Source organism: Acidovorax sp. (assembly GCF_034519795.1).
Lineage (GTDB): Bacteria > Pseudomonadota > Gammaproteobacteria > Burkholderiales > Burkholderiaceae_C > Acidovorax.
The window spans coordinates 19416-44250 of record NZ_JAXHOB010000014.1 but is presented as its reverse complement, the minus strand read 5'-3'; the positions used below and the strand labels follow the sequence as shown (position 1 = coordinate 44250).

Sequence of the window (24835 nt, the reverse complement as noted above, 5' to 3'; positions counted from 1 at the left end):
GGGCGGCATCAGCGGATGCCGAGAACGCGGTCCAGCGAGAGGTTGCCGGCGCCGCGCCCCGCGATGTACAGCAGCAGCCCTGCCCACGACAGGTGCGTGGGCCAGGCGTCCGGGTAGACGAAGACCTGGATCACCAGCGTCATGCCCAGCAGTGCCAGGGCCGACAGCCGCGTGCACAGCCCCAGCACCAGCAGCACGGGGAACACATGCTCGGCCACCGTGGCCATCTGCGCGGCCAGCTCGGGCGGCAGCAGCGGCAGCTTGTACTCCTCGCGGAACAGCAGGTAGGCGCTGTCCGAAATGGTGAACCAGCCCTCCACCTTGGTGCGTGCCGACATCCAGAAGATCGCGGCGATGCCCACCCGGTTCACCAGCGCCAGCAGGCTGTTCGGTGTGAGCCAGGCCAGGGCATCGGCCAGCCGGCCCATCCAGTGGCGCGGCCCGGTGGCGGCTACGGTGGGCGTGACCTGGGGGAAGGGGGGCGTGTTCATGGGGTGTCCTCGTCAAGATGGGGTGGTGCGCGCAGCGCGCCGGCCTGCAGCAACTGCGCCATCAGCGCGCCCAGGTCTGCGTCGGGTTGTGCCTGCTGGGCATGGGCGGCCGCCAATTCCAGCGGCAGGGTGGCGGCGCAGGCATCCAGGAAGGCGATGCCCGCGCGCGCCAGCGGCGTCCACTGCACGGCGCCATCGGGGCGGGTGAGCAGGGCGCCATCGCCCTCCCATGCCAGCTCCGCGTCCATCGGGGCGCCCTCGCGCTGGCGTTGCCACAGGGTGCTGGCCGGGTGCGCCTCGCTCCAGGCCCAGCGGGCGGCTGGGTGCGGCGCAAGGCGCAGTCCGGACAGGGCTTCGGGCGACTGTCGGGCCAGCCATGCAGCGTCCAGCAAGGGGGCGTCCGCCGCCAGGTGGCTTTCGGTCCAGCAGCGGTCCAGCCGCGCCACGGCAGGCAGGTAGGGCAGGCCGGCTGCGGCTTCGAAGCCTTGCAGAAAGTGTTCAAAACCTTCGCCATACGCCATGAGCCGGCCATCCGTCGGCGGCTGGGCTTGAACGAACAGGGCCGCCGCGGCGCGGAACCATTCTTCGCCCACGAGGGCGCAGACGGTGGGGTAGTTGGCCTGCAGCGTGTCGATGCAGGCCTTGTGCACGGTATTGCGGTACACGGCGAAGCCGGGCTGGGACCGCAGGGTGGACAGCCAGGGTGCGGTGTCCGCTGGGTGGGCGGCCTGGGGCATCAGTGCGCCGGCCAGGCCATCCTGGAAGGTGCTCAGTTGCATGGCTGGGCCTCGGTGAGTGCCGCATGGGCGCGGTCACGCTCGGTGAGCAATACGTCGAGCTCTGGCAACTGGTCGTCGCGCTCGATCAGCGTGGGCAGCGGGCCGTTGGCGGCGATCACGCGCAGGTACAGGGCCCACACGGCGTCGGCCACCGGGGCATCGTGGCTGTCGATCAGCAGGGCCTCGCCCAACTCGGGGTCGGCATGGTGGCCGGCCAGGTGGATCTCGGCCACGGCGTGCAGGGGAAAGGCGGCCAGGTAGTCCTCGGCGCGGGTGCCCAGGTTGTGGGCGCTGATATGGACGTTGTTCACGTCCAGCAGCAGGTGGCAGCCGGTGCGCCGCACCAGCTCGGCCAGAAAATCGGTCTCGGCCCAGTCATGGCCGTCGATGTGCAGGTAATGGGTGGGGTTCTCGATGGCAATCGGGCGCTGCAGTACCTCCTGCGTGCGCGCGATATTGGCGGCAATGCGTGCCAGAGCCGCATGGGTGCGCGGAAACGGCAACAGGTCTGGCAGGTAGTGCTCGCGCCACGTGGACCAGGCCAGGTGCTCGGAGACGAGGGCCGGCTCGATGCGCCGCGCCAGGGCGGCCAGCCGCGCCAGGTGTGCTTCGTCGGGCGGCGCATCGGCTGCCAGTGACAGCGATACCCCGTGCAGCGCCACCGGGTGCCGCGCACGGATGGCTTCGAGCCACGCCAGGCGCGGCCCGCCCTCGGCCAGGTAGTTCTCGGGGTGCACCTCCCACCACAGCCCCGGGTCCTTGCACTGCACGGCCTGCGCGTAGTGCTGGGGCTTGAGCGAGAGGCCGGCGGTGAGGTGTGCGGCTGCCATGGCGGAGGGTCTGGTGGCGAACGAAGATCAGCTCTTCATGGGCGTCAGCGTGCCCATGCCCTTGGGCGTCTTGATCGAGGCGCAGGTGCCTGCGGGCACGAACTTCCAGGCGTTGGCCTGGTAGTCCACCTTGGAGGTGCCTGCGCAGGTGGTGCCGGCCCCGGCAGCGCAATCGTTCTTGCCGGCCATGGACACGCCATAGCACTTTTCCATGGCAGGCTTGGCTGCGGCATCCGGGGCGGGCTTGGTCTGGGCCAGGGCAGCGCCGGATGCAAGGGCTGCGATTGCCAGGGCGCCGAGGGTGAGGGTACGTGAGGTCATGCGGGTTCTCCGTAAGAGCTGGAAGGTTGTGGAAACAAACAGACCGGGGTGCTGGTGCGGGCTGCTCCATGGCGGCCGATCTGCGTTGTAATTCGCGGGGGCAGGCCGCAGGGTTACACGGGCGGCAGAAAAATGAGAGAAAAATATTTCTGGCCACCGCTGTAACCCGGCGGTGCGTGGCTGCGAATACCTGTCAGGGAGAGAACATGGAGATCGAAGAAAGGCTGCGCGGTTTGCTGCTGCTGGGGTTGGACGCCGATGCGGCGGCCTACCAGCGGTTTTTGAAGGAGCTGAGTGCCCACCTGCGCGCTTTTCTGCGCCGCAGGCTGGCCCAGCGGCCCGACGAGGTGGAAGACCTGGTGCAGGAGACCTTGCTGGCCGTGCACAACCAGCGCCATACCTACCGGCCCGACATGCCGGTGACGGCCTGGGCGCATGCGATCGCGCGCTACAAGCTGATCGACTGGCTGCGCTCGCACCGGGTCAAGGAGGGGCTCAACGACCCGCTCGACGATGCCAATGAGATGTTCTCGACTTGCGATGGCGATGCGGCCCAGGCGCGGCGTGATCTGGGCCAACTGCTGCAGACACTGCCGGACCGCCAGCGCCTGCCCATCGTGCATGTGAAGCTCGAGGGGCTGTCGGTGGTGGAGACGGCGCAACTCACGGGGCTGTCGGAATCGGCGGTCAAAATCGGCGTACACCGGGGGCTCAAGGCCCTGGCCGCCAAGATCAGGGGAATGGCATGAGAACCGAAGAATTGATCCAACTGCTGGCCACCGATGCCGGCCCGGTGCAGGCCCAGGCCATCGAGCGCCGCTTTGCCATGGCTTCCGTGGCAGGCATCGCAGGCGCGGGCGTGCTCATGGTCGCATTGTTCGGCGTGCGCCACGACCTGGTGCAGACCATGGGCCTGCCCATGTTCTGGGGCAAGCTGGTGTTCGCTGCGGCGCTGGCGGTTGCCGGCATGGCACTGCTGCGGCGCATGGCGCGGCCAGGCATGGCGGTGGGCCATGCGGCCGCGTTGCTGGCCGTACCTCCTTTGGTGCTGTGGGCCATGGCGGCGGGCAGCCTGTCGCAGGCCGAGCCGGCCGAGCGCATGGCACTCATCCTGGGCAGCACCTGGCGCAGTTGCCCGTTCAACATCGCCCTGCTGTCGGTGCCGGCTTTCATGGCGAGTTTTTGGGCCCTGAAAGGGGCGGCGCCCACGCGCCTGGCCTGGGCCGGTGCGGGCGCAGGCCTGTTGTCCGGGGCCCTGGGGGCGCTGGTCTATGCGCTGCACTGCCCCGAGATGGCCACGCCCTTCCTGGCCGTGTGGTACCTGGCCGGCATGGCCCTGCCCACGGCATTGGGCGCCTTGCTCGGGCCCCGCCTGCTGCGCTGGTAAAGCGCGTTTCAGGAAGGGGTGGTGCCGAGCCACTGCGCCACGGCCTGCACGCGGGCCTGGTGGATCAGGTCGCCGACCTGCGGGCCGGCCAGACCCTTCGCTGCGGCTTTTGCTGCAATGTCGCGCGTGACCACCGATTGCGCCGCGGCCAGCACGGCCAGCAGGCGCGGGCGCTGGGGGTAGGCGTTCTCTTCCATGCCCAGTCGGCCGCGCGCATCGCACTCGCAGGCCAGCAGGATGTCGGGCAGCCGGCCCGGCTTGCGCAGCGCGTCGCAGCGCTCCAGCAGGCGCACCAGCGGGGCGGCAGCCAGATCCCCACTGCGGTGGATGTTGCCGTGCTCGCGCGCCACCACGTCGGCGATCTCGCGGCAGTCCACGGGCACGCGCAGGCGCTCGGCCACGTCGTGCAGCAGCTCGGCGCTGCGGCGCTCGTGGTCGATGTGGCGCGGCAGCATGTCGGTCGGCGTCGTGCCCTTGCCCAGGTCGTGCGCCAGGCAGGCAAAGCGCACGGTGAGCGGAGCGTTCAGGCGCGCCGCCATGTCCAGCACCATCATCAGGTGGATGCCGGTGTCCACCTCGGGGTGGTGCTCGGCGCGCTGGGGCACGCCCCACAGGCGCGCCACCTCGGGCAGCAGCACCTGCAGGGCCCCGCACTCGCGCAGCACCTCGAACATGCGCGAGGGCTTGGCCTCCATCAGCCCGCGCGCCAGTTCCTGCCATACGCGCTCGGGCACCAGGTGGTCCACCTCGCCGTCTGCCACCATATGGCGCATCAGCTCCAGGGTCTCGGGCGCCACCGTGAAGTCGGTGAAGCGCGCCGCAAAACGCGCCAGCCGCAGGATGCGCACCGGGTCTTCGCGAAAGGCATCGGTCACATGGCGCAGCAGACGCGCCTGCAGGTCCTGGCGTCCGTGGTACGGGTCGATCAGGGTGTGTGGGTCATCGGGGCTCTGGGCGATGGCATTGATGGTCAGGTCGCGGCGCGACAGGTCTTCCTCCAGCGTCACCTCGGGCGAGCTTTCCACCACGAAGCCGCGATAGCCGCGCCCGCTCTTGCGCTCGGTGCGCGCGAGCGCGTACTCCTCGCGTGTCGTGGGGTGCAGGAAGACCGGGAAATCGCGGCCCACGGGCAAATAGCCCTCGGCCAGCATCTGCTCGGGCGTGGCGCCCACCACCACCCAGTCGTGGTCGTTCACGGGGCGTCCGAGCAAGGCATCGCGCACGGCGCCGCCCACCATGTAGATTTGCATGCGCCGGAGTTTAGCGGGGCCCGGCATTGTGAAGACGGTGCGCCACGCCGTATAGTGCGCCCCTCACCCGCCCGGCGCCCGCACCATGTCCATCTCCTCCTCCCTCACCATCGCCCAGCTCAATCCCGACGGCAGCGTGCCGGTGCCCACGCCGCCCGACGCGGCAGCCAATGCGGCCGCAGAGGCCTTGCAGCGCGAGGCGCAGTTCGAGGCCCTGCAGACCCAGGTGGAGGAGTTGCAGGAAATCCTGGCCAAGCCGCTCACCGAAATCCTCGCCGACCGCGAGAAGTTCAAGGACGCCGCTGCCGCCTGGGACTCCTTCGGTGCCATGTGGATGCTGTCCCAGCGGGCCATGAAGCGCGTGGCGCTGGACCTCGCTGCACAGCAGAGCGTCAGCGAGGAGGAGGTGGTTGCCCGCGCGATGGGCCATGCCAACGCGGTGCTCAATGGCGATGGCGAGAACCTCGGTGGCACCATCGCCGAGGCCCAGATGGCACACATTGCGCGCCACCGGGCGTTTTTGCGCAAACAGTTTCGATAGGCCGATCAGGAGAACATGGGCCTGAAAAAGCTGCGCTCGTAGCTCACGATGCAGCCCGTTTCTTCCGCATAGCGAAAAGCTGCCCGGCATTCGGCGTCTTCCATGGACCGCTGGCGGTAGACCTCGTACGCAGCCAGGCTGTCGAAGGTGAACAGCGCCAGCGCGATGTTGTTGGCGCCCTCGCTGGGCATGAAGTAGCCATGGTGCTGGCCGCCGAATTTCTCGACCAGCGGGATCCACAGCTTGCCATAGTGCTCGAATTCCTTGAGCTTGGCCGTGTTGAGCACGTAGCGCAGATAGATGGTGACGGCCATGGGTTCAATCCTGGGTGGGGTGGCACATGCGGTAGGGTTCCTCGAAATCGAGGAAATCCTTCTCGGCCAGGGCGTCGTCGATCCAGGCCTTCACGCCGGGCAGGGCGCGCACGCGTTCCACATAGGCGGCGATCTGCGGCGGCAGGGGCAGGGCGTAGCTGTGCAGGCGCATGCACACGGGGGCGAAGTAGGCGTCGGCAATGGTGAATTCGCCAAACAGCAGCGGGCCGCCATGCTCCTGCAGCAGGGCGCTCCACATGTCCACCAGGCGCTGCACGTCGGCGCGCACGCCGGCCTTGTCGCGCCAGATCAGGGCGCCGGTCGCGGCCAGGTAGGCCTCGATGTTCATCGGGCAGTTGCCGCGCAGGGCGGTGAAGCCGCTGTGCATCTCGGCGCACACGCTGCGGGCGCGGGCGCGCGCCTTGGCATCCGTGGGCCAGAGCTTCTTGGCAGGGTGGGTTTCGGCCACGTACTCGGCAATGGCCAGGGTGTCCCAGACCACCAGATCGCCGTCCACCAGCACAGGTACCTTGCCGGTAGGGCTCACGGGGCCGATGACCCGCTTGAACTCCGAATCGGCTTGGAAACTGTCGAAACGCACGCGGATTTCTTCAAAGTCGATGCTGGCCTGGCGCAGCAGCACCCAGGGGCGCATGGACCATGAGGAGTAATTCTTGTTACCGATATAGAGCTTTGGCATGATGGCAATCCTGGGGTGGCAGCGGGGCTGGGCTAGACTTTCCATGCTAACGCGGACCTGTCGCTCGCGCCAATGACCGATGGAGGCCTCTTTGATGCGCGCTGCGCATCAACGCGGATGCTGCCCAACGGGTTCCGTCGTGCTGCTGCACAGACAGTCCGCCCCATTTTCCCGATCCGTTCGGCGGATCGGTCGTTTGGAATCCATGATGAACAGCCAACTCAACTACGACCTGTTTGGTGAATTGCCCCCTGCCGAGCCCGTGCGTTCGGCGGAGGGTGTGGCACGCCTGAAAGTTCAGAAAGCTGCGCAGGGCAAGCTCAGCCCTGCGCAGCAGCGCTTCAACAAGTTGCTTGCGCGGGTCGACAACCTGGGCCGCCAGATGCAGGACCTGGAGCAACTGGCGGCAAGCGTGCGGGCGCCCCATCTGGCGCAGATGTCGGAAATCGAGCGGAGCATTGCGCAGACGCAGGTGACCATGCTGCTGTTTCTGCACGAGCGCCTGCAACGCAAGGGCTTGTCGGCGGCCCAACAGAAATCGGTGCGCGGCGTGGTGCAGGGGTTGTTGCTGGCGGTGGAGGGGAGCATGGATGAGCCGCAGTGGACGGCGCTGCACTCTGCGTATTTCCCGCCGGAGGTCAAGGCGCAACATGCGCAGGAACTCCAGGATGCCAAGCGGCAGGTGCTGGAGACGGTGGAGGAGCTCCTGGGGCGTCCCTTGGACCTGGAGGGGCTCGATCAGGTGGATTCGCCGCAGGAGCTGATGGAAGCCGTGATGCGCCAGGTACAGGCCGACCGCGAGGCCGAGCAGGCGCGCAAAGCCCGGCGTCCGCCAACGGCCAAGCAGCGCAAGGCCGATCAGCACGCCCAGGATGCCAAGGCGGCGATGCGCGCCATTTACCGGCAACTGGCCAGCGCCTTGCACCCCGATCGTGAGACCGACCCTGCCGAACGCGAGCGCAAGAGCGCACTGATGGGTCAGGCCAACGCCGCGTACGAGCGCGGGGACCTGACCACGCTGCTGCGCCTGCAACTGCAGGCCCAGCAGGTGGATGAAGCCAGCATTGCCCGCATGGCCGACGAAAAGCTGGCGGCCTTGTCGCTGCTGCTGAAGGAGCAGGTGGCCGTGCTGGAGCATGAGGTGGCCGTGGCGGAGATGCAACTGAGCGACGAGCTGGGTCTGATGGTCTCTGCCAGCATGAAAGCGCCCATACTGGCCATGCGTCTGCAACGGTTGCGGGACGAAATGACCGAAACCGTCGACATCATGCAGCAGGACGTGGAACGCGTGCGCGACGACGCCGAACTCAAACGCTGGCTGCGCGAACAAGCGGCCCTGGCCCGGCAGCAGGAGCGCGAAGAGGCCCTGTTGATGCAGTTCGGCCGCTTCTATTGAGCCGGTTCGCGCTTTGCCCCCGCAGCGGCGCCTTCACACCGGCCAGACCACCCCGTTGTCATTCAGGATCGCATCCAGGGGCAGGTCGTACGATTCCGGCTCGAAATCGTCCAGGTAGCCATTGGTGAAGCCCAGGCCCACCGTGAAGGGCTTGGGCTGCAGCGTGGCCAGGGTGCGGTCGTAGAAGCCGCCGCCATAGCCCAGCCGGTAGCCGCCCGGAGCATAGCCCACGCAGGGCACGAACAGCAGGGTGGGCACGATGACCTCGGTGTCCTTGGGCTTGGGGATGCCGTAGGCATCCTCCTCCATGGGGCAGCCAGGGTACCAGGCGTGGAAGGTCAGGGTCTTGTGCTGCTTGTTGACCACCGGCAGGCCGATGCGGCGCAACTGCGGCTCGTCGAGCAGCTCGCCGTCTTCCTTCCAGCGGTGCAGGGCGGGAAGTGGGTCGAATTCGCCCTTGATGGGCCAGTAGGCGCCGATCACCGTGTCGGGCCGGTTCACGAGCCAGATGCGCATCACCTGTTGTAACAGGTCGGCCCGTTGTAGGCGATCGGGCAGGTTCAGGCGTTCTTCTATCAATGCGCGCCGCAGGGCTGCTTTGTCCATCAGATAATTCCCCCATGCAATTGCTTCAGATTTTGACACCGCTGCTGGTCAGCGCCGTGCTGGCCACCGCCGCGCCCCTGGTCCAGGCGCAAACCAAGGCCGACGATACCCTGTTGGAGATGCAGCAGGCGTTCAAGCGCGGCGACCGCAAGAAACTGGAGCAATTGTTGCCCGCCGCGCGCGGCCACGTGCTGGAACCCTGGGCCGCCTACTGGGAGCTCAGGCTGCGCCTGGCCGAGGCCTCGCCCTCGGAAATCCAGTCCTTCATGCAGCGCTATGCCGGCAGCTACCAGGAGGACCGCCTGCGCAACGACTGGCTGCTGCTGTTGGGCCAGCGGCGCGACTGGGCCCAGTTCGCCGAGCAGCACCCCAGCTACCGCATGTCCGACGACCGCGAGGTGCGCTGCTACGCCCTGCTGATCGATGACATCAAAGGCAGTCCCCAGCCTGGCGCCGCTGAGGACATCAAGCGCAACTGGTACGCCTTGCGCGATGTCGACGACGGCTGCACCCATGCAGCCAGCCAGTTCTACGCGACCAAAAAAATCAGTGCCCTGGATGTCTGGCGCAAGGCGCGCTTCGCGGTGGACGCCAACCGGCCCCGCGTCGCCCGCAATGCCGTGGAGATCGTCGCGCCCGATGCCGTGGCCCAGGTCAAGGAGCTGATGGACGCCCCCACCAAATACCTCACGGGCCGCGCCACGGCCCGGGGCCAGGTGCGCCAGGAACTGGTGACGCTGGCCCTCATCAAGCTGGCCTCGGGCGACCCGGACAATGCCGCCGCCCAGCTCGACAACAAATGGAGCGTGCACCTCTCGCCCGAGGAGCGCAATTGGATCTGGGGCGTGATCGGCAAGCAACTGGCCCAGAAGCTGTCGTCTGACGCCAACCGGTTCTTCGCCAACATCACGCGCGATGCCGATCTCAACGACGACTTGCTCGGCTGGAAGGTGCGCGCCGCCCTGCGCGCCGGCCAGTGGAAGGTGGTGCGCAAGGCCATCGACGCCATGAGCGAGGAAGGCCGCCAGGACAGCACCTGGGTGTACTGGAAGGCCCGCTCCCTGCTGGCCGGCAAACCCAGCGAGGCCGAGCGCGCCGAAGCCCGCCAACTGCTCGAAGGCATTGCCAGCACGCGCGGCTTCTACGAGCAACTGGCCACCGAGGAACTGGGCCAGCGCATCACCATGCCGCCAGCACCTGCGCCGCTCACGGCCGAGGAAAAAGCGGCGGCGCGCGCCAACCCTGGGCTCAACCGGGGGCTGTACGCCATCTTCCTGGGCCTGCGCTCCGAAGGCGTGCGCGAGTGGAACTACGCCACCAACCTGCACATCCCCGGCGGCATGCCCGACCGCGAGCTGCTGGCCGCCGCCGATTTCGCCTGCGCCCGCGAGGTCTGGGACCGCTGCATCAACACCAGCGAGCGCACGCGCAGCCTGATCGAGACCAGCCAGCGCTTTCCCACGCCGTTTCGCTCTGCCGTGGTCGAGCGCGCCAACGGCATCGGCCTTGACCCGGCCTATGTGTACGGACTGATCCGCCAGGAAAGCCGCTTCATCATGGACGCGCGCTCGCATGTGGGTGCCTCGGGCCTGATGCAGGTGATGCCCGCCACCGCACGCTGGACGGCCAAGAAGATCGGCATGACCAATTTCACGGCCGACCAGATCAACGACCGCGACACCAACATCGCCATTGGTACGGCCTACCTCAAGCTGGCGCTCGACGATTTCGCGGGCTCCATGCCCATGGCCGCTGCGGCCTACAACGCCGGCCCCGGCCGCCCGCGCAGCTGGCGCAACGGCCCGGTGCTCGATGCCGCCATCTGGGCCGAGAACGTGCCCTTCGGCGAAACCCGTGACTACGTGAAGAAGGTGCTGGCCAATACCACCAACTACGCGGCCATGCTCACCGGCCAGCCCCAGTCGCTCAAGGGCCGGCTGGGCACCATCGGGCCGCGCGATGCGGCGACCCCTGGGGTGAACAAGGACCTGCCCTGACCGGAACAGCCCCGAAGGGGCGGTTGCACTTCATACCTCCGACCACATGCGCAGCAGGTTGTGGTACTGCCCGGTGAGGGACACCGTTTCTTCGCTCTCTCCCAGCCGGGCGCGCAGCTTCTGGATGGTCTGGTCCATTTCGAACAGCATGGCGCGGCGGGCATCGTCGCGGACCATGCTCTGCACCCAGAAGAACGAGCATACGCGCTCGCCGCGCGTGACCGGCTCCACGCGGTGCAGGCTGGTGGAGGGGTAGAGGACCAGGTCGCCCGCAGGCAGCTTGACCTCGTGCGCGCCATAGGTGTCCACCACCACCAACTCGCCCCCTTCGTAGTCCTCGGGCTCGCACAGGAACAGCGTGCACGACAGGTCGGTGCGCAGCGCCGCCCCGTGCGGCAGGGGGCGCATGGCGCCATCGACATGCAGGCCGTAGGTCTCGCCGCATGCATAGCGGTTGAACAGCGGCGGCACGGCGCGCAGCGGCAGCGCTGCGCCGAAGTACAGGGGGTGCACGGCCAGCGCCTGCTGCACGATGCAGCCTTGTTCCAGCGCCACGGGCGAGGTCTCGGGCAACTGCCGGTTGTTCTTGACCCGCGCGCCCTGCGCGCCCACGGTGGCCCGGCCGTCCACCCAGTCGGCGGCGTCGATGGCCGCGCGCATGGCGCGCACCTGCTCGGGTGTGAGGACGTTGGGGATGTGCAGCATCATCGCGATAAGCCTTTCAGGAACGGAAAGGCCCCGGGGTTGCCGGGGCCCTGAGATCGCAGGCAGCGTTTCTGGCTGTCAGAACGTGAAGTTGGCCGTCAGGCGTGCCGAGCGGGGGATGCCCGGCGTGTAGCGGTAGCCGCTCTTGTTGATGGCGGCCACGTAGTCCTTGTCGGCCAGGTTGTACACGTTGAGCTGGACGTCCAGGTTCTTGTTGATGCGGTAGGAGGCCATGGCATCGAAGACCCAGTAGGCTTCGGTGTAGGCCGGTGTTCCCACGGCACCGTCGGTGCCGCGCAGCAGCTTGCCGGCGTAGCGTGCACCGCCGCCGATCGTCACGCCGAAGGGCAGGCGGTAGGTGCTCCACAGCGTGAAGGCGCTCTTGGGTGTGTAGGCCAGGGCCGTGCTACCGTCGGCCGTCTTGGGCACGCCACTGAGCACCTTGGTGTCCATGGTGGTGTAGCCCGCGCTCAGCGACCAGTCGTTGGTGATGGCGCCGATGGCAGTCAGCTCCAGGCCCTGCACGCGCTTCTTGCCGGTCTGCACGAAGTTGGCGGCGTTGGTGGGGTCCGTTTCGATGTCATTGGAGACATCGGTGCGGTACAGCGCACCGGCCAGGGCGAGGCGACCGCCCAGCACGTCCCACTTGGTGCCGATCTCGATGGTCTTGGCCTTCTGCGGGTCGAACTTGGGGTTGGCCGCATTGTTGGCGGCGGCGCTCAGTTGGTTGTTGGCGCCGCCTGGCGGCTGGGCCGAGGTGGCGTACAGCGCATACACGCTGCCATTGCTTGCAGGCTTGTAGACCACGCCGACCTTGGCACCGATGAGCGTGTCGGACAGGCTGATCGACGACGGCGTGAGCGCGCCGGCGGGCAGCGCGCCGAGCGTCACGGCATCGAAGTCGGTCTTGAAGCGGTCCACGCGAACGCCGCCCGTGATCTGCCACTGTGGCGACAGCTTGGCGGTGTCGAACAGGTAGGCCGCCACGGTGTTGGTCACGCCCTTGGACCAGGCGCCGTTGGCGATGCGGTTGAAGCCCGTCACGTTGGGGTTGGGGTTGTACAGGTTGGCCGCGGGCAGCGAACCGGCCGGTGCGTACGTGGTGCTCACGCTGGCGAAGCCCTGGCCGTAGTAGCCCAGGTTGGTCTGCTCTTCACGCGACAGTTCCAGGCCCGCGGCGAGGTCGTGCTGCACCGAGCCCGTGCTCACCGTGGTGGTCAGGCTGGTCTGGTTGACGGCGATCTTGTTGACCTGGTTGACGTTGGTCGGCAGGTTGCGCGTCACTGTCCAGGTGGCGGGATCGTTCGGGTTGGGCGTGGCCAGCAGGGCCGAGGCGGCCGTGAGGGCGCCGGTGGCAGGGAAACCGCCGCCCATGAAGGCCGTGAGGCGGTAGTCGTTGTGCGTGCGGCCAAAGCGCGTGGTGTTGCGCAGCTTCGTGCCGGAGGCAAAGTCATGCTCGATGCGCGCCGTGACCATGTCCATGTCCACGTTCGCGAAGTCTGAGGTGGTGCCGTAGAAGTTGCTCGAATCCACGCGTGCTGCGCTGTTCAGGAAGGGGCGGCGGTTGGTCAGGGCCCGCGCGTCGGGCGAGGTGTAGCCGGGCAGGCCGATGGTGGGCACGCCGCCATCGGGCATGTTGTCCTGCGTGACGTGCAGGTAGTTCAGGAACACGCGGGTGGGCGAGTTCAGGCCCAGTGCCAGCGAGGGCGCAATGCCCCAGCGCTTGTTCTTGACCAGGTCACGCCCGGCGACGCCGGAGTCTTCGGTCATCACATTCAGGCGGAAGGCGGCACCCGGGTAGGCCTCCAGGGCCTTGTTCCAATCCACCGTGCCGCGTTTGTACGAGGCGGTGCCGGCGCCCAGCGATGCGGCGAAGCTGTTTTCCAGCGTGGGCTGCTTGCTCACGAGGTTGATGGCGCCGGTGGGGGCGGTGCGGCCATTGTCGGTACCGGCCGGGCCCTTGACCACTTCGACCTGCTGGATGTTGAACACGTCGCGCGAGACGGCGCCCAGGTCGCGCACGCCGTCGACGAAGATGCTGCTGGAGCTGTCGAAACCGCGCATGTAGATCGCATCACCTGTGCTGGTGTTGCCGTTCTCACCGAGGAAGAAGGTGCTGGCGCCGGGGGTGTTGCGCAGGGCTTCGGTCAGGGTCGAGGCGGCCTGCTCGCGCAGCACCTGCTCCTTGACGACCGAGATGGTCTGGGGGGTGTCCAGCAGCGGCTGGGTGAACTTGGGCGAGGAGACCGTGCCGGCTTTGTAACCCGCATCGCCTGCCGATTCGACCTTGACCTCCGGCAGGGTGCCGCTGGAGGCGGTCTGTGCCTGTACCGGCATGCCCAGTGCCACGAGGGCAGCGGCGGCCGCCATGCCGACGGGCGTGATGCGCGCGCCCGCGACGGGGTGTTTGCGGCTCTTGATGTATGTGGTGTTGTGCGCCATGGAAGGATCCGTGTGAATGAATGAACGGAACTTGGCTGGCTACAGGGACAACACGGCACGCCATGGCGCGGGGGTCCTGTCGTTGGCTGGCTGGGGTCTTGCGGCTGGCGGCGCCAGCCCGCAAAGAATGTTGAATGATAACTACTATCATTTAATGGCGGTTACATCTCTCTGCAGCACAGCAGAATTCGCCCTGAAAAAGGCCGCGATGTGGCAGTGCGGCAACATGCCTGCGGCAGCCAGCCGCCTGGGAGGTGCTGCCGCAGCCTTGGGGTACCCTCAGGCGTTGTGCAGCAATTCGCCCCGGCGCACGGCAGCGCCCGAGCGCACCAGTTCGTCCATCAGGCCCTGCAACCAGGCGCCCTCGTCCTGGTCGGCGAAGTGGCGTTCGTGCAGCATGCCGAAGTAAGGCGTGGCCTGCGTCCAGACCGTGAGATCTGCGAGGCTGATCTGCTGCCATTCGAGCAGCTTGTACTTGAGCAGCACCTTGGCGGCGTACAGCGCATGCTTGCGCGGGTTGCGCACGAAGCCGTCCAGTCGGCGGCGTGCGCCCTCGATGGCGCGCGGAGCGTCAGCGAACACTGGGCCGTGGCCCGGGATCACCGTGCGCGGCGCCAGGCGCTCGATCAGGTCCAGCGTGCCGGCCACCTGGGCGAAGGCATCCTCGCCTTCGAGTTCGGGGAAGACCACACCGAAGCCGTTCTCCCACAGCGCGTCGGCCGAGATCAGGATCGCATCGCGCGGCTCGAACAGCACGATGGAATGGGTGTCGTGCCCTGGCGCGGCATGCACCTGCCAGGTGCGGTCGCCCAGCAGCACGCAGGAGCCGGGGTCGAGCAGGCAGTCGGCGCGAAACGGCGGGCACTGCTGGCCAGTGGGCGTGTAGCTCAGGGCATAGGCGTCCCATTGGCGCACGTGCCGGGCCTGCCCGGGCGGTATGGAGGTGAGCACGCGCGGCCAGGTCTTCTGCAGCGCGGCGTTGCCGCCGCAGTGGTCGCTGTGCAGATGGGTGTTGAGCACCCGGTCCAGCGGCCTGCCGCCCAGGGCCGCCTGCACCAGCGCCACGGTCTGCTCTGCATGGCTGCAATAGCCGGTGTCCACCACGGCCGTGTCATAGTGGCCGATGAACAGGATGTTGTTGGCCGACAGCCAGCCGCGCTCCAGGACGGCGATTTCAGGGGGCAGGAAGGGCGTGGCTGCGTCGGGCGTGGGCATCGGTGGCGGCGGGCTGGCGAATGGCGTGGCGCAGCAGGTGCGCCGCTGCGGCGATCTGCCAGCCTAACGCAGCCCACGCGCCTGCCGGGTTATCCAAAACCCGCGCGTTCGTGCCCAGGTTGCTTCAGAACGTCACACCGGCGCACAGGATTACATTGGCATAGGGCGTGCACTCCCCCGTGCGCACCATCACGCGGGCTTCGCGGCACAGGCGCTTGAACTCTTCGTGCGGCACCGCTTCGGGCGCCACGGGCAGGCGGCACCAAGCGGGCAGGGCGCCCTGGGCGCGGTCCACGGCCTCGGTCGCGATCACGGCGCGCTCGACCTGCATCTCCGCCAGCACGGCGGCCAGCACGTCGGCCACCGCCGGGATCCCCGGCGTCAGCGCCAGGTCGATGCGCCGGAGACCGGGAGGAATGGGCAGGCCCACGTCGCCGATCACCAGCATGTCGCCATGGCCCAGGCAGGCGATGGCGTGGGAAAGTTCTGCGTGCAGCAAGGTCGTGCGTTTCACAGCGGGATCCAGTTGGGTGCTTGCGGGCTGGCCGCCACGGCGGCCCGGGTGGGGATGGAGGGCTGGGCCCCCGCCTGCGTGACGCACAGTGCGGCAGCGCGGATGCCTTCGCGCACAGCGGCATTCAGCGGCTCGCCCCGCGCCAGGGCCACGGCCAGTGCGCCAAGGAAGGTGTCGCCTGCGGCGGTGGTGTCCACGGCCTTCACGGCCATTCCGGGGTGGTGCGTGCTGCCCAGGGTGTCGGCGGCCACGGCGCCGGCGGCGCCGAGCGTGACCACCACCTGCGCCGGCCCCAGGCCGCGCAGCGTCTGTGCGGCCATGGCGGCGTCGGCCACGGTTTCGACGGCCGTGCCCGCCAGTGCGGTTGCCTCCACCTCGTTGACGACCAGCGTGTGTACCAGCGGCCACAGGGCCTCGGGCAGGCGCTGGATGGGCGAGGGGTTGAGCAGCACCTGGCAGCCGGCGGCAAACGCCTGTTGCGCGGCGGCCAGCACCTGGGGCAGGGGGGTCTCGAACTGCAGAACCAGGCTGTGGGCATGGGCCAGCACGGCGCCGAGGGCCTGCGTGTCGAGTTCGAAGCGGCCATTGGCGCCGGGTACCACGACGATGCGGTTCTGCCCCGTGGCTTCCACGGTGATGGCGGCCACTCCTGTGGTCTCGGTGGGGTCGGTCTGCACGCCGCTGTGGTCGATGCCGTCCTGTGCCAGGCGGGTGCGCAGCGTGTGCCCGTAGGCATCGCCGCCCACTCGGCCGAACAGGTGCACCCGGGCACCCTGGCGTGCGCAGGCCACGGCCTGGTTGCCGCCCTTGCCGCCAGGCACCAGGTGCAGCGCCTGCGCCAGCACCGTTTCGCCGGGGCCGGGGGCCTGGTCCACCTGCAGCACCAGGTCCATGTTGAGGCTGCCCACCACGGCGATGGTGGGCGCGCTGTGCTCCGCTGCGCCCGTCATGGCTGGACCTGTGCCGTGGAGGCCCGCACGCGCAGCTCCGGCTGCAGCATGACCTTGCGCGCATCCTGGCGCTTGCCGTCGATGCGTTCGAGCAGCATGTCCACTGCCAGCGCACCGATGCGCTGCTTGGGCTGGGCCACGGTGGTCAGCGGCGGGCTGGTGAACGCGGCGAGTTCGATGTCATCGAAGCCCACGATGGACAGGGCTTCGGGCACGCGCAGTTCGCGCTCATGCGCTGCGCACAGCGCACCCATGGCCATGAGGTCGTTGCAGACGAACACGGCGGTGGGCGGTTGCTGTGCGCGCAGCACGGCATGCATGGCCTCGTAGCCGCCTTGGCTGGTGAAGTTGCCGTGCCACAGCAGGCCTTCGCCGGTGCCGCAGCCGGCATCGGCCAGTGCGGCACGCCAGCCGGCGATGCGCTGCTCGCTCGGCGCAATGCCCTCGGGCCCGCCGATGCAGGCGATGCGCCGGTGGCCCAGCGACAGCAGGTGGCGCGTGGCCAGCAGGCCGCCCTGCATGTGGGCGGTTTCCACCAGGTCGCAGGGCTGCTGCTCGGCCAGCTCGATTTCGCGGTCCACCAGCACCGTGGGGATGGACAGGCCCGCCAGCTGCGTGGGCAGGGTGGCGTCGTGCCCGGTGGAGACGACGATCAGCCCGTCGATGCGCCGCTCGGCCAGCACTTGCAGGTAGCTGCCCTGGCGGTGCGCCTCGTCATTGGTGTTGCACAGGATGAGGTTGTAGCCCGCGCCGAAGCACCGGTCTTCGACCGCATGCACGATCTCGGCGAAGTAGGGGTTGGAGCTGTTGGGGATCAGCATGCCCAGCGTGCGCGTGTTGTTGCTCTTGAGGCTGCGCGCGATGGCGCTGGGCACGTAGCCCAGGGCACGGATGGCTTTTTCGACGCGCTCGCGCCCCTCCGGGCTCACGTGGCGCGTGCCGTTGACCACGTGGGACACGGTGGTGACCGATACGTCGGCATGCCGCGCAACGTCCTTGATAGTAGCCATGGAGAATGTTGAAGCAGGTAATTCGTGAGGGGAATGGATGATTCAGGCCGCCGCGCGCCGCTGGCGCAAGGTGTCTACGATGACCGCCGCGACGATCACCACCCCCGTGATGATGCGCTTGCTCGGCTCGCTCGCGCCCACCTGGGCCAGGCCGGCCTCCAGCACCGCGATGATCAGCACGCCGAAGGCGGTGTTTACCACCGAGCCGCGCCCGCCCATGAGGCTGGTGCCGCCGATCACCACGGCGGCGATCACCTGCAGCTCCATGCCGGTACCGGCATTGGGGTCGGCCGCTTCGAGCCGTGCCGACTGCATCAGCCCGGCCAGGCCCGCGAGCAGGCCGGTCACGGCAAACACGATGATGCGGATCGGCCGTGGGTCCACCCCGGCCAGGCGCATGGCCTCTTCATTGGTGCCGATGCCCACCACACAGCGACCGAACACCGTGCGCGTGAGCACCAGCTGCGCCACCACCACCAGTGCCAGCGCGATCAGAAAGGCCACCGAGATGCCACCGAGCATCGGTGCGGACAGCCATGAGATCGCATCGCCCACGTACTGCGTGCGCGAATCCGTGACCACGTAGGCCCCGCCGCGCACGGCCTCGAGCATGCCCAGCGAGACGATGAAGGACGGCAGGCGCCAGGCCACCGACACGGCCCCGGTGACGGTGCCGCAGATGAGACCCGTGGCCAGCGCCAGCAGCGCGGCGGCGGGCACGCTCCATTTCCACTGCACGATGGCGGCGGCCGAGGTGGCGGCGGCCAGCGCCATCACCGAGCCCACCGAGAGGTCGATGCCCGCGATGATCAGCACGAAGGTCATGCCCACGGCCATCACGGCCAGCGCCGGGATCTCGTTGGCAATGGTGACGAAGGTCTCCACGCTCCAGAAGTAGTCGGAGAGGCTGGAGAACAGCGCCACCATGCCCGCCAGCACGGCCAGCAGCCCGAGGTAGGTGCCCAACTGGCTGCGCCAGGCGGGCGTGGGGCGGGGCGCTGGAGCAGCAGCAGGGGATGCGTGGGCGTTCATGCGGTGGCGGGGGTGGAAGAGGAAGAATGGCCAGGGGCTTCGCGGCCGCCCGGCTCGGAGAATGCAGCGGCCAGCAGCGATTGCTCGGACCACTGCCCGCGCTCGAACACGGCCACCAGGCGGCCCGCGCTCATCACGCCGATGCGGTCGGCCATGGCCATCAGCTCGCGCAGGTCGGACGAGACCATGAGCAGGGCGCGCCCGCTGGCGGCCATGCGGTCGAGTTCGCCATAGAGTTCGGCGCGCGCGCCCACGTCCACGCCGCGCGTGGGTTCGTCGAGCAGCAGCACGCGGCCTTCGCGGTGCAGCCAGCGCGCGAACACCACCTTCTGCTGGTTGCCGCCCGACAGCGTGCCCACGGGCTGCTCCGGGCTGCGGCAGCGGATGCCCAGTGTCTGGACGAAGCCCTGCACCAGGCGGTTTTCCCTGGCGCGCTGCAGCCAGCCCGCGCGCGAGATGGCGGACAGATCGGACAGCGTGGCATTGATGCGGATGGACTGGCCCAGCAGCAGGCCCTGGGACTTGCGGTCCTCGGTGACCAGGCCCACGCCGGCCGCGATGGCCTGCATCGGTGAGGCAAAGCCGCGCGGCAGTAGGCGCGGCGCGGCGCTTGCCGCAGTGTCGGGATCAGGGTGCAGGGTGACGCTGCCCCGGTCGGCGCGGTCCGCGCCGAACAGCAGCCGCACGAGCTCGGTGCGGCCCGAGCCCACCAGGCCCGCAATGCCGAACACCTCGCCAGCGCGCAGCTCCAGGCTCACGTCCTGCACCGCCGCGCCCCGGCCGATGGCCTGGACGCTCAGCACCACGGGCCCCGCCGTGCGGCGCGGGCGGTGCTCCAGGTCGCTCACGGAGCGGCCCACCATGCGCTGCACCAGGTCGTCCTCGCTCATGCCGGCCATGGGGCGCGCGTCCACCAGGCGGCCGTCGCGCAGCACAGCCACCCGGTCGGCAATGCGGCGCAGCTCTTCGAGCCGGTGCGACACGTAGACGATGGCCACACCGCGTGCCGTGAGGCGGGCGATCTGGTCGAACAGGTAGGTCGTCTCGCGCGGGGTGAGCATGGCCGTGGGCTCGTCGAGCACCAGGATGCGCGTGTCGTCCTGTAGGTTGCGCGCAATCTCCACCATCTGCTGCTGGCCTATGCCCAGCTGCGACACGGGCGTGGCAGGGTCGATGCTGTCCAGGCCGATCTTCGCCAGTTGCGCGCGCGCAGCGGTGTGCAGCGCATCGCGCCGCAGCCAGCCCGCGCGGTGCGGCAGGCGGCCCATGAGCAGGTTCTCGGCCACGGTGAGCGTGGGCACCAGGCCCAGTTCCTGCATCACCATGCGCACGCCCTGGCGCTCGGCCTCGCGGCGCGAGGTGGGCGCGTAGGTCTCGCCGGCCAGGCGCATGCCGCCGCGCGTGGCCGACTCCAGCCCGCAGACGATCTTGGACAGGGTGCTCTTGCCCGCACCGTTCTCCCCCGTGAGCGCCAGCACCTCGCCCGCGTTGAGCGCCAGCGTGATGCCGTCGAGCACGGTGGCGGTGTAGTCCTTGCCCACTGCGTCGATGCACAGCAGCGGCGCGGCAGGGGCTTGGGAGACAGGTCTGTTCATATCGTCAGCGGCTGGGATGGGCCGTTTACTTGCTGCCCTTGGTGACCAGCACCACGTCGGTCTTCACCTCGGCGGGCAACTGGGCCTGGGGCGTCTTGGCGGCAATCGCCTTTTGCGCCAGCTCGATGCCGAACACGGCCTGCTTGGCGGCGTACTGGTCGGCGGTGGCCAGCACGCGGCCATCGGCCAGCATGGGCTTGATGGCGCCGATGTTGTCATAGCCCACCACCTGCACCTTGCCGGTCTTGCCCGCGGCCTTGACGGCGGCGACCACGCCCAGCGCCATGCTGTCGTTGCCGGCCAAAAGGGCCTTGAGGTCGGGGTGCTCGCGCAGCATGCCGGCAGCCACGGTGTTGCCCTTCTCGATCTCCCACTGGCCCGACTGCACGCCCACCACGGTGATGCCGGCGGCCTGCATCGCATCCTTGTAGCCCAGGGTGCGCTGCTGCGCATTGAAGGTGGTCGACACGCCTTCGATGATGCCCACCTTGTCACCCGACTTGAGCGATTTGGCCAGGTGCTCGCCCACCAGCTTGGCGCCGGCGCGGTTGTCCGGGCCGACGAAGGGCACGGTCAGGTTCTTTTCCTTCAAGGCATCGCCGTCCAGCCGGTTGTCGATGTTGACCACGATGATGCCCTTGTCCACGGCGGCCTTGACCACCGGCACCAGCGCCTTGGAGTCGGCCGGGGCGAGCACGATGGCGCTGACCTTCTGCGCCATGGCCTGCTCGATCATCTTGATCTGGGCCGCCGTGTCGGTCTCGTTCTTGATGCCGTTGGCCACCAGCGTGTACTCGCTGGCATGGGCCTTCTGGTGCGCCTTGGCGCCGTCTTCCATGGTGCGGAAGAACTCGTTGGCCAGCGACTTCATGACCAGGGCGATCTTGGGCTTGTCCTGCGCCCAGACAGGGCTGGCAAGCATGCCGCCGAGCACGGCAATGGCGGCGGCGGTCTGAACGGAACGGCGGGTGAACTGCATGGTGTCTCCTGTTGGAATGGTAGGCAAGGCACGGCCACCGAAAAGCCGCGCGAAATGGCGCGAAAGCCCCGGCGGCGTGCCTGACCAGTGCGGTGTCGCCCGGCGATCATAGCGTTAGCAATCGTTTGCGCAAACGTTTGCTAATCGGGGATTACCCTGAATGGGGCGGTGCGCACGGCGCAGCTTTGGGGGCCCGGGAACACCCGAAGGGCATAGCGAACGTGCAGAAAAAAGGGCGCCGGAGCGCCCTGGGAAGTGGTGCAGCCCCGTGCGGGGCCGGGCGCTATGCCGTGGGGGCGCGCAGCTCGCGCCGCAGGATCTTGCCCACATTGCTCTTGGGCAGCTCGTCGCGGAACTCGATGTACTTGGGGCGCTTGTAGCCGGTCAGGTTTTCCTGGCAGAAGCGGGCCACGTCCTCTTCGCTCAGGGCCGGGTCGCTCTTGATCACGAAGACCTTGATCGCCTCGCCCTGCTTCTCGTCGGGGATGCCGATGGCCGCGCACTCCACCACGCCGGGGCACAGCGAGACGACCTGCTCGAGTTCATTGGGGAAGACGTTGAAGCCGCTGACCAGGATCATGTCCTTCTTGCGGTCGATGATGCGCGTGTAGCCGCGCTCGTCCATGATGCCGATGTCTCCCGTGCGCATGAAGCCGTCGGCCGTGAAGGCCTTGGCGTTCTCTTCTGGCTGGTTGTAGTAGCCGGTCATCACGTTCGGGCCGCGAATGCAGATCTCGCCTGATTCGCCCTGGGCCACGCTGTTGCCCGCGTCGTCCTTGATGGCGATGTCGATGCCCGGCAGCGGCAGGCCGATGCTGCCGCTGAACTCCGTGTTGGTCACCGGGTTGTTGGTGCCGATGGCGCAGGTCTCGCTCATGCCCCAGCCCTCGATCATGGTGCTGCCCGTGAGCTTTTGCCACTGCTTGGCCGTGCCTTCCGATGCGGCCATGCCCCCGGCCTGCGACACGCACAGGTGCGAGAAATCGAGCGCGCGGAACTGCGGGTTCTGCAGCAGGGCGTTGAACAGGGTGTTCACGGCGGGCAGCATGTGGAAGGGGCGCTTCTTGAGTTCGGCCACGAACTTGGGGATGTCGCGCGGGTTCGGGATCAGTGTGAGGCTGGAGCCCTGGCGGATGGCCAGCAGGCACAGCGTGAGCGCGAAGATGTGGTACAGCGGCAGCGCGGCGATGCTGTTGGCGCGGCTGAGGTCGCCCACCTTGGACAGGGCCGGGGTGAACCAGGCCTCGGCCTGCAGCGTGGCGGCCACGATGCAGCGGTGGGTGAGCACTGCGCCCTTGGACAGGCCGGTGGTGCCGCCCGTGTACTGCAGGAAGGCGATGGAGTCGAGCGTGGCCTGGCTGGGCGCCAGCGTGCGGCGCTCGCCCAGGGCGAGCGCCTTCTTGAACGGGACCACCTTGCGGCCGTTGGTCAGCGGCAGGTCGTAGGCCGGCACCATCTTCGCCAGGTGGCGCACGGCAAAGGTGATCCACGCGCCGTACACGCTGCCCAGCAGGTCGCCCATGGACGCCATCACCACGTGCTGCACGGCGGTGTTGTCGACCACCTCGGCCAGCGTGTGGGCGAAATTTTCCAGGATGACGATGGCCGTGGCGCCCGAATCCTTGAGCTGGTGCTGCAGCTCGCGCGCGGTGTACAGCGGGTTCACGTTCACGCAGGTGTAGCCGGCGCGCAGCACGGCGGCCATGGTCACGCCGAACTGGGGCACGTTGGGCAGCATGATGGCCACACGGGCCCCGGGCTCAAGCCCCAGGCCCTGCAGGTAGGCGCCCATGGCGCCGGACAGGCGATCGAGCTCGCCATACGACATCCACTGGTCCATGCAGACCGAGAAGGGGCTCGATGCGTTCTTGCGGAAGGATTCCTCCAGCATATGGGCCACAGAGCGGTATTGCTCGGGCTTCACGTCATGCGGGACGCCCGGTGGGTAGCTCTTGAGCCAGATCTTTTCCATGCGCTTTTCCTTGCTCGCCAGTAAGTGTTGGGCACAGATTGTCAAAGCGCGGGGGGGCAATCAGCTACCGGGCTTGTCCTAGGGTGCGGGCCAGTTCGGTCCCCGAGGTGACAGCATCGCCGTCGAACAGCAGGTGCATCAGTGCCTGCTCGCGCTGCTCGATGGTGGCCAGGAACTGCTCGACCGCGCCGCGCTGGCGTGCCAACTGGCCGAAGGTGTCGAACCCGGCTTCCAGGAACTGCTGCAAGGCGCCCATGCCGGCTGCCGTGGCGGGCCCGCGCATCATGCGCAGCATGGTGCGCAGGCCGGGTGTGCGGGTCAGGCGCGCCAGGTCGCGTCCCATGGCCAGCACCCGCGCCAATTGTTGCTGGCGCCCGGTGCGCTGGCCTACAGCGCGCCATGCGGCGGCGTAGCGGGGGGCTTCGGGCGCTGCCGCATCGGCCTGCAGCCAGGCGCGGCCCATGTCCTGGTCCAGGTTCTCGGTCTGGGCATGCAGCACGGCCAGCGCCACGGCGGTGTCCACCACGGGGCGCGGAAACATGGTCTGCAGCGTCCCCGCGATGCGGGCGAATTGCTGGTCGCGGGCCGTGTAGTCCTTGTCGCTGTAGAGCTCCTCCAGAAAGAAGCGCGCTGCGGGGCCGAAGGCGGGCGATGCCATCAGGTCGGCATAGGTGCCCGCAAAGCGGCGCGCCTGCAGTGTCTTGACGGTGGCCACCACCGCCCCCAGGGGGGCATCCCCCGTACGGTGCAGGCGCAGCGCGTTGACATCGGCAATGCTGTCGCGGATGGTCTGGGCCGCGTCCATAGGTCCTTCTCCTGAGGCCGCACAATGCAGCGATGCCATTAGAACCTGTTCAAAATGGTCTTGCACAGCGTCGTTGACGGGAAACAACTCCACTCACATCATGATTGCGCACGGGCAGAAAATCCTCCTCCTGATTCTTGCACTGGCTGAAGCCGCCTGGCTGGCCTGGCAGTGGCCGCAATCCCCGGCGTGGGCGCTGGCCGGTGCGCTGCTGCCCCTGGCCTTGTTCTGGACCGTGATGGCCATCGAGTTCGTGCTCATGCACCGGCTCAACCGGCACGACGCCGCGCCACGGGCGCGCCTGTCCCAGGTGGTCGGCGCCTGGTGGGCCGAGATATGGGTGTCTCTGGTGGTGTTCTGCTGGCGCCAGCCGTTTCGCCACCAGGCGGTGGGGGACTGGCTGCCCGAGCAGCCTACAGGCCGCCGCGGCGTGGTGCTGGTGCATGGTTTCATGTGCAACCGGGGGCTGTGGCTGCCCTGGCATGCGCCGCTTCGGGCACAGGGCCATGCCCACGTAGCGGTGAACCTGGAGCCGGTGATGGGCTCCATCGACGAGTATGCCGCGATCATCGAAGACGCCGTGCTGCGCGTGACGGCTGCCACCGGCATGGCGCCGGTGCTGCTGTGCCACAGCATGGGTGGGCTCGCCGTGCGTGCCTGGCTGCGTGCGCATGCGGCCGATGCGCGCGTGCACCGCGTCCTGACCCTGGGCACGCCGCACGGCGGCACTTGGCTCGGGCGTTTCAGCCGCGCCGTCAATGGCCGCCAGATGAGCCTGGCAGGCGATTGGGTCAAGGCCCTTCTGAGCGTGGAGCCGCAGGGGCGGGCCCAGCGCTTCACCTGCTGGTACTCCAACTGTGACAACATCGTCTTTCCGGCCAGCACCGCGACCCTGGCAGGGGCAGACAACCGCTTCGTCGACGGCCTGGCGCATGTGCAGCTGGCACTGCACCCCGGGGTGATGGCCGCCTGCCTGGCGGAAATCGCCAGGGACTAGCGGCCCG

At 68.2% G+C, this 24835-nt stretch carries 25 protein-coding genes; 6 read left to right on the top strand and 19 right to left on the bottom strand.

The window, feature by feature from the left end; genetic code table 11:
* Nucleotides 1-8: 8 nt before the first annotated feature.
* The 4 genes from U5N23_RS16855 to U5N23_RS16840 are packed head-to-tail and all read right to left on the bottom strand — an operon-like array spanning nucleotide 9 to nucleotide 2421.
* Nucleotides 9-491, bottom strand: a complete 483-nt coding sequence (locus U5N23_RS16855) for a DoxX family protein (RefSeq protein WP_416208625.1) — start codon at nucleotides 489-491, stop codon at nucleotides 9-11.
* Nucleotides 488-1270, bottom strand: a complete 783-nt coding sequence (locus U5N23_RS16850; protein WP_322593938.1) for a DNA-binding domain-containing protein — start codon at nucleotides 1268-1270, stop codon at nucleotides 488-490. The genes U5N23_RS16855 and U5N23_RS16850 overlap by 4 nt, the downstream gene beginning before the upstream one ends.
* Nucleotides 1261-2100 carry a DUF692 domain-containing protein gene (locus U5N23_RS16845; RefSeq protein ID WP_322593937.1) on the bottom strand — a complete coding sequence of 280 codons (840 nt, stop codon included), beginning with the start codon at nucleotides 2098-2100 and terminating at the stop codon, nucleotides 1261-1263. Before U5N23_RS16845 ends, U5N23_RS16850 begins: the two co-directional genes overlap by 10 nt.
* Nucleotides 2101-2127: 27 nt before the next feature.
* Nucleotides 2128-2421 carry a DUF2282 domain-containing protein gene (locus tag U5N23_RS16840; RefSeq protein WP_322593936.1) on the bottom strand — a complete coding sequence of 98 codons (294 nt, stop codon included), beginning with the start codon at nucleotides 2419-2421 and terminating at the stop codon, nucleotides 2128-2130.
* A gap of 206 nt (nucleotides 2422-2627) precedes the next feature.
* Between U5N23_RS16840 and U5N23_RS16835 the strand changes: the two genes are divergently transcribed.
* Together U5N23_RS16835 and U5N23_RS16830 are read left to right on the top strand one after the other, a co-directional pair.
* Nucleotides 2628-3170: a sigma-70 family RNA polymerase sigma factor gene (locus U5N23_RS16835; protein ID WP_322593935.1), complete on the top strand. Its 543-nt coding sequence runs from the start codon at nucleotides 2628-2630 to the stop codon at nucleotides 3168-3170.
* On the top strand, nucleotides 3167-3808 hold the full coding sequence (locus U5N23_RS16830; RefSeq protein ID WP_322593934.1) for a DUF1109 domain-containing protein: 642 nt from the start codon (nucleotides 3167-3169) through the stop codon (nucleotides 3806-3808). Before U5N23_RS16835 ends, U5N23_RS16830 begins: the two co-directional genes overlap by 4 nt.
* Before the next feature lie 8 nt (nucleotides 3809-3816).
* Here U5N23_RS16830 and U5N23_RS16825 read toward each other — a convergent pair whose 3' ends face one another.
* A complete protein-coding gene (locus U5N23_RS16825; protein ID WP_322593933.1) occupies nucleotides 3817-5058 on the bottom strand; it encodes a multifunctional CCA addition/repair protein in 1242 nt (413 codons plus the stop codon).
* Between the two features lie 85 nt (nucleotides 5059-5143).
* On the opposite strand from U5N23_RS16825, the gene U5N23_RS16820 reads away from it, so the two are divergent.
* Entirely contained in the window at nucleotides 5144-5599 is a 456-nt protein-coding gene (locus U5N23_RS16820) for a hypothetical protein (protein ID WP_322593932.1), read from the top strand.
* A gap of 5 nt (nucleotides 5600-5604) precedes the next feature.
* On the opposite strand, the gene U5N23_RS16815 is transcribed toward U5N23_RS16820, so the two are convergent.
* Both U5N23_RS16815 and U5N23_RS16810 read right to left on the bottom strand, forming a co-directional pair.
* A complete protein-coding gene (locus U5N23_RS16815) occupies nucleotides 5605-5913 on the bottom strand; it encodes an NIPSNAP family protein (protein ID WP_322593931.1) in 309 nt (102 codons plus the stop codon).
* 4 nt (nucleotides 5914-5917) lie between these two features.
* Complete coding sequence (locus tag U5N23_RS16810) at nucleotides 5918-6613, bottom strand: glutathione S-transferase family protein (RefSeq protein ID WP_322593930.1); 696 nt, start codon at nucleotides 6611-6613, stop codon at nucleotides 5918-5920.
* Nucleotides 6614-6707: 94 nt separating this feature from the next.
* Here U5N23_RS16810 and U5N23_RS16805 point away from each other — a divergent pair, with 94 nt between their 5' ends.
* Entirely contained in the window at nucleotides 6708-8009 is a 1302-nt protein-coding gene (locus tag U5N23_RS16805) for a J domain-containing protein (protein ID WP_322593929.1), read from the top strand.
* A gap of 33 nt (nucleotides 8010-8042) precedes the next feature.
* Here U5N23_RS16805 and U5N23_RS16800 read toward each other — a convergent pair whose 3' ends face one another.
* Nucleotides 8043-8615 carry a 5-formyltetrahydrofolate cyclo-ligase gene (locus U5N23_RS16800; protein WP_322593928.1) on the bottom strand — a complete coding sequence of 191 codons (573 nt, stop codon included), beginning with the start codon at nucleotides 8613-8615 and terminating at the stop codon, nucleotides 8043-8045.
* A 14-nt stretch (nucleotides 8616-8629) separates the two neighbouring features.
* Here U5N23_RS16800 and U5N23_RS16795 point away from each other — a divergent pair, with 14 nt between their 5' ends.
* Nucleotides 8630-10612 (top strand): lytic transglycosylase domain-containing protein, encoded by a 1983-nt coding sequence (locus U5N23_RS16795; RefSeq protein ID WP_322593927.1) that lies wholly within the window; start codon nucleotides 8630-8632, stop codon nucleotides 10610-10612.
* Between the two features lie 30 nt (nucleotides 10613-10642).
* On the opposite strand, the gene U5N23_RS16790 is transcribed toward U5N23_RS16795, so the two are convergent.
* The 11 genes from U5N23_RS16790 to U5N23_RS16740 form a co-directional block, all read right to left on the bottom strand.
* Nucleotides 10643-11320: a Fe2+-dependent dioxygenase gene (locus U5N23_RS16790; RefSeq protein WP_322593926.1), complete on the bottom strand. Its 678-nt coding sequence runs from the start codon at nucleotides 11318-11320 to the stop codon at nucleotides 10643-10645.
* 75 nt (nucleotides 11321-11395) lie between these two features.
* Nucleotides 11396-13759 (bottom strand): catecholate siderophore receptor Fiu, encoded by a 2364-nt coding sequence (locus U5N23_RS16785; RefSeq protein WP_322593925.1) that lies wholly within the window; start codon nucleotides 13757-13759, stop codon nucleotides 11396-11398.
* 279 nt (nucleotides 13760-14038) lie between these two features.
* Nucleotides 14039-14974 (bottom strand): MBL fold metallo-hydrolase, encoded by a 936-nt coding sequence (locus U5N23_RS16780; RefSeq protein WP_322593924.1) that lies wholly within the window; start codon nucleotides 14972-14974, stop codon nucleotides 14039-14041.
* 124 nt (nucleotides 14975-15098) lie between these two features.
* Complete coding sequence (rbsD, locus tag U5N23_RS16775; RefSeq protein ID WP_322593923.1) at nucleotides 15099-15488, bottom strand: D-ribose pyranase; 390 nt, start codon at nucleotides 15486-15488, stop codon at nucleotides 15099-15101.
* Nucleotides 15485-16438 (bottom strand): ribokinase, encoded by a 954-nt coding sequence (gene rbsK, locus U5N23_RS16770; RefSeq protein ID WP_322593922.1) that lies wholly within the window; start codon nucleotides 16436-16438, stop codon nucleotides 15485-15487. Before rbsK ends, rbsD begins: the two co-directional genes overlap by 4 nt.
* The gene (locus tag U5N23_RS16765; RefSeq protein WP_322593921.1) at nucleotides 16435-17448 is read right to left on the bottom strand and encodes a LacI family DNA-binding transcriptional regulator; all 1014 of its coding nucleotides are present in this window, start codon (nucleotides 17446-17448) and stop codon (nucleotides 16435-16437) included. Before U5N23_RS16765 ends, rbsK begins: the two co-directional genes overlap by 4 nt.
* Before the next feature lie 42 nt (nucleotides 17449-17490).
* A complete protein-coding gene (locus U5N23_RS16760) occupies nucleotides 17491-18480 on the bottom strand; it encodes an ABC transporter permease (protein WP_322593920.1) in 990 nt (329 codons plus the stop codon).
* The gene (locus U5N23_RS16755) at nucleotides 18477-20075 is read right to left on the bottom strand and encodes a sugar ABC transporter ATP-binding protein (protein WP_322593919.1); all 1599 of its coding nucleotides are present in this window, start codon (nucleotides 20073-20075) and stop codon (nucleotides 18477-18479) included. The genes U5N23_RS16760 and U5N23_RS16755 overlap by 4 nt, the downstream gene beginning before the upstream one ends.
* Before the next feature lie 25 nt (nucleotides 20076-20100).
* Complete coding sequence (locus tag U5N23_RS16750; protein ID WP_322593918.1) at nucleotides 20101-21054, bottom strand: sugar ABC transporter substrate-binding protein; 954 nt, start codon at nucleotides 21052-21054, stop codon at nucleotides 20101-20103.
* Nucleotides 21055-21337: 283 nt separating this feature from the next.
* The gene (locus tag U5N23_RS16745) at nucleotides 21338-23026 is read right to left on the bottom strand and encodes an AMP-binding protein (RefSeq protein WP_322593917.1); all 1689 of its coding nucleotides are present in this window, start codon (nucleotides 23024-23026) and stop codon (nucleotides 21338-21340) included.
* 64 nt (nucleotides 23027-23090) lie between these two features.
* Complete coding sequence (locus U5N23_RS16740) at nucleotides 23091-23831, bottom strand: FFLEELY motif protein (protein WP_305745030.1); 741 nt, start codon at nucleotides 23829-23831, stop codon at nucleotides 23091-23093.
* Nucleotides 23832-23931: 100 nt separating this feature from the next.
* Between U5N23_RS16740 and U5N23_RS16735 the strand changes: the two genes are divergently transcribed.
* Nucleotides 23932-24828: a permease gene (locus tag U5N23_RS16735; protein ID WP_322593916.1), complete on the top strand. Its 897-nt coding sequence runs from the start codon at nucleotides 23932-23934 to the stop codon at nucleotides 24826-24828.
* Nucleotides 24829-24835 lie beyond the last annotated feature (7 nt).

What these genes read in the sequence shown, in the direction of transcription:
- U5N23_RS16780 (WP_322593924.1), bottom strand. Translation starts at nt 14,974, where the DNA reads ATGCCCACGCCCGACGCAGCCACGCCCTTCCTGCCCCCTGAAATCGCC.
- U5N23_RS16745 (WP_322593917.1), bottom strand. Translation starts at nt 23,026, where the DNA reads ATGGAAAAGATCTGGCTCAAGAGCTACCCACCGGGCGTCCCGCATGAC.
- U5N23_RS16835 (WP_322593935.1), top strand. Translation starts at nt 2,628, where the DNA reads ATGGAGATCGAAGAAAGGCTGCGCGGTTTGCTGCTGCTGGGGTTGGAC.
- U5N23_RS16800 (WP_322593928.1), bottom strand. Translation starts at nt 8,615, where the DNA reads ATGGACAAAGCAGCCCTGCGGCGCGCATTGATAGAAGAACGCCTGAAC.
- U5N23_RS16850 (WP_322593938.1), bottom strand. Translation starts at nt 1,270, where the DNA reads ATGCAACTGAGCACCTTCCAGGATGGCCTGGCCGGCGCACTGATGCCC.
- U5N23_RS16805 (WP_322593929.1), top strand. Translation starts at nt 6,708, where the DNA reads ATGCGCGCTGCGCATCAACGCGGATGCTGCCCAACGGGTTCCGTCGTG.
- U5N23_RS16855 (WP_416208625.1), bottom strand. Translation starts at nt 491, where the DNA reads ATGAACACGCCCCCCTTCCCCCAGGTCACGCCCACCGTAGCCGCCACC.
- U5N23_RS16785 (WP_322593925.1), bottom strand. Translation starts at nt 13,759, where the DNA reads ATGGCGCACAACACCACATACATCAAGAGCCGCAAACACCCCGTCGCG.
- U5N23_RS16795 (WP_322593927.1), top strand. Translation starts at nt 8,630, where the DNA reads ATGCAATTGCTTCAGATTTTGACACCGCTGCTGGTCAGCGCCGTGCTG.
- U5N23_RS16840 (WP_322593936.1), bottom strand. Translation starts at nt 2,421, where the DNA reads ATGACCTCACGTACCCTCACCCTCGGCGCCCTGGCAATCGCAGCCCTT.
- U5N23_RS16810 (WP_322593930.1), bottom strand. Translation starts at nt 6,613, where the DNA reads ATGCCAAAGCTCTATATCGGTAACAAGAATTACTCCTCATGGTCCATG.
- U5N23_RS16830 (WP_322593934.1), top strand. Translation starts at nt 3,167, where the DNA reads ATGAGAACCGAAGAATTGATCCAACTGCTGGCCACCGATGCCGGCCCG.
- U5N23_RS16755 (WP_322593919.1), bottom strand. Translation starts at nt 20,075, where the DNA reads ATGAACAGACCTGTCTCCCAAGCCCCTGCCGCGCCGCTGCTGTGCATC.
- U5N23_RS16740 (WP_305745030.1), bottom strand. Translation starts at nt 23,831, where the DNA reads ATGGACGCGGCCCAGACCATCCGCGACAGCATTGCCGATGTCAACGCG.
- U5N23_RS16790 (WP_322593926.1), bottom strand. Translation starts at nt 11,320, where the DNA reads ATGATGCTGCACATCCCCAACGTCCTCACACCCGAGCAGGTGCGCGCC.
- U5N23_RS16735 (WP_322593916.1), top strand. Translation starts at nt 23,932, where the DNA reads ATGATTGCGCACGGGCAGAAAATCCTCCTCCTGATTCTTGCACTGGCT.
- U5N23_RS16820 (WP_322593932.1), top strand. Translation starts at nt 5,144, where the DNA reads ATGTCCATCTCCTCCTCCCTCACCATCGCCCAGCTCAATCCCGACGGC.
- U5N23_RS16765 (WP_322593921.1), bottom strand. Translation starts at nt 17,448, where the DNA reads ATGGCTACTATCAAGGACGTTGCGCGGCATGCCGACGTATCGGTCACC.
- rbsK (WP_322593922.1), bottom strand. Translation starts at nt 16,438, where the DNA reads ATGACGGGCGCAGCGGAGCACAGCGCGCCCACCATCGCCGTGGTGGGC.
- U5N23_RS16760 (WP_322593920.1), bottom strand. Translation starts at nt 18,480, where the DNA reads ATGAACGCCCACGCATCCCCTGCTGCTGCTCCAGCGCCCCGCCCCACG.
- U5N23_RS16750 (WP_322593918.1), bottom strand. Translation starts at nt 21,054, where the DNA reads ATGCAGTTCACCCGCCGTTCCGTTCAGACCGCCGCCGCCATTGCCGTG.
- U5N23_RS16825 (WP_322593933.1), bottom strand. Translation starts at nt 5,058, where the DNA reads ATGCAAATCTACATGGTGGGCGGCGCCGTGCGCGATGCCTTGCTCGGA.
- U5N23_RS16845 (WP_322593937.1), bottom strand. Translation starts at nt 2,100, where the DNA reads ATGGCAGCCGCACACCTCACCGCCGGCCTCTCGCTCAAGCCCCAGCAC.
- U5N23_RS16815 (WP_322593931.1), bottom strand. Translation starts at nt 5,913, where the DNA reads ATGGCCGTCACCATCTATCTGCGCTACGTGCTCAACACGGCCAAGCTC.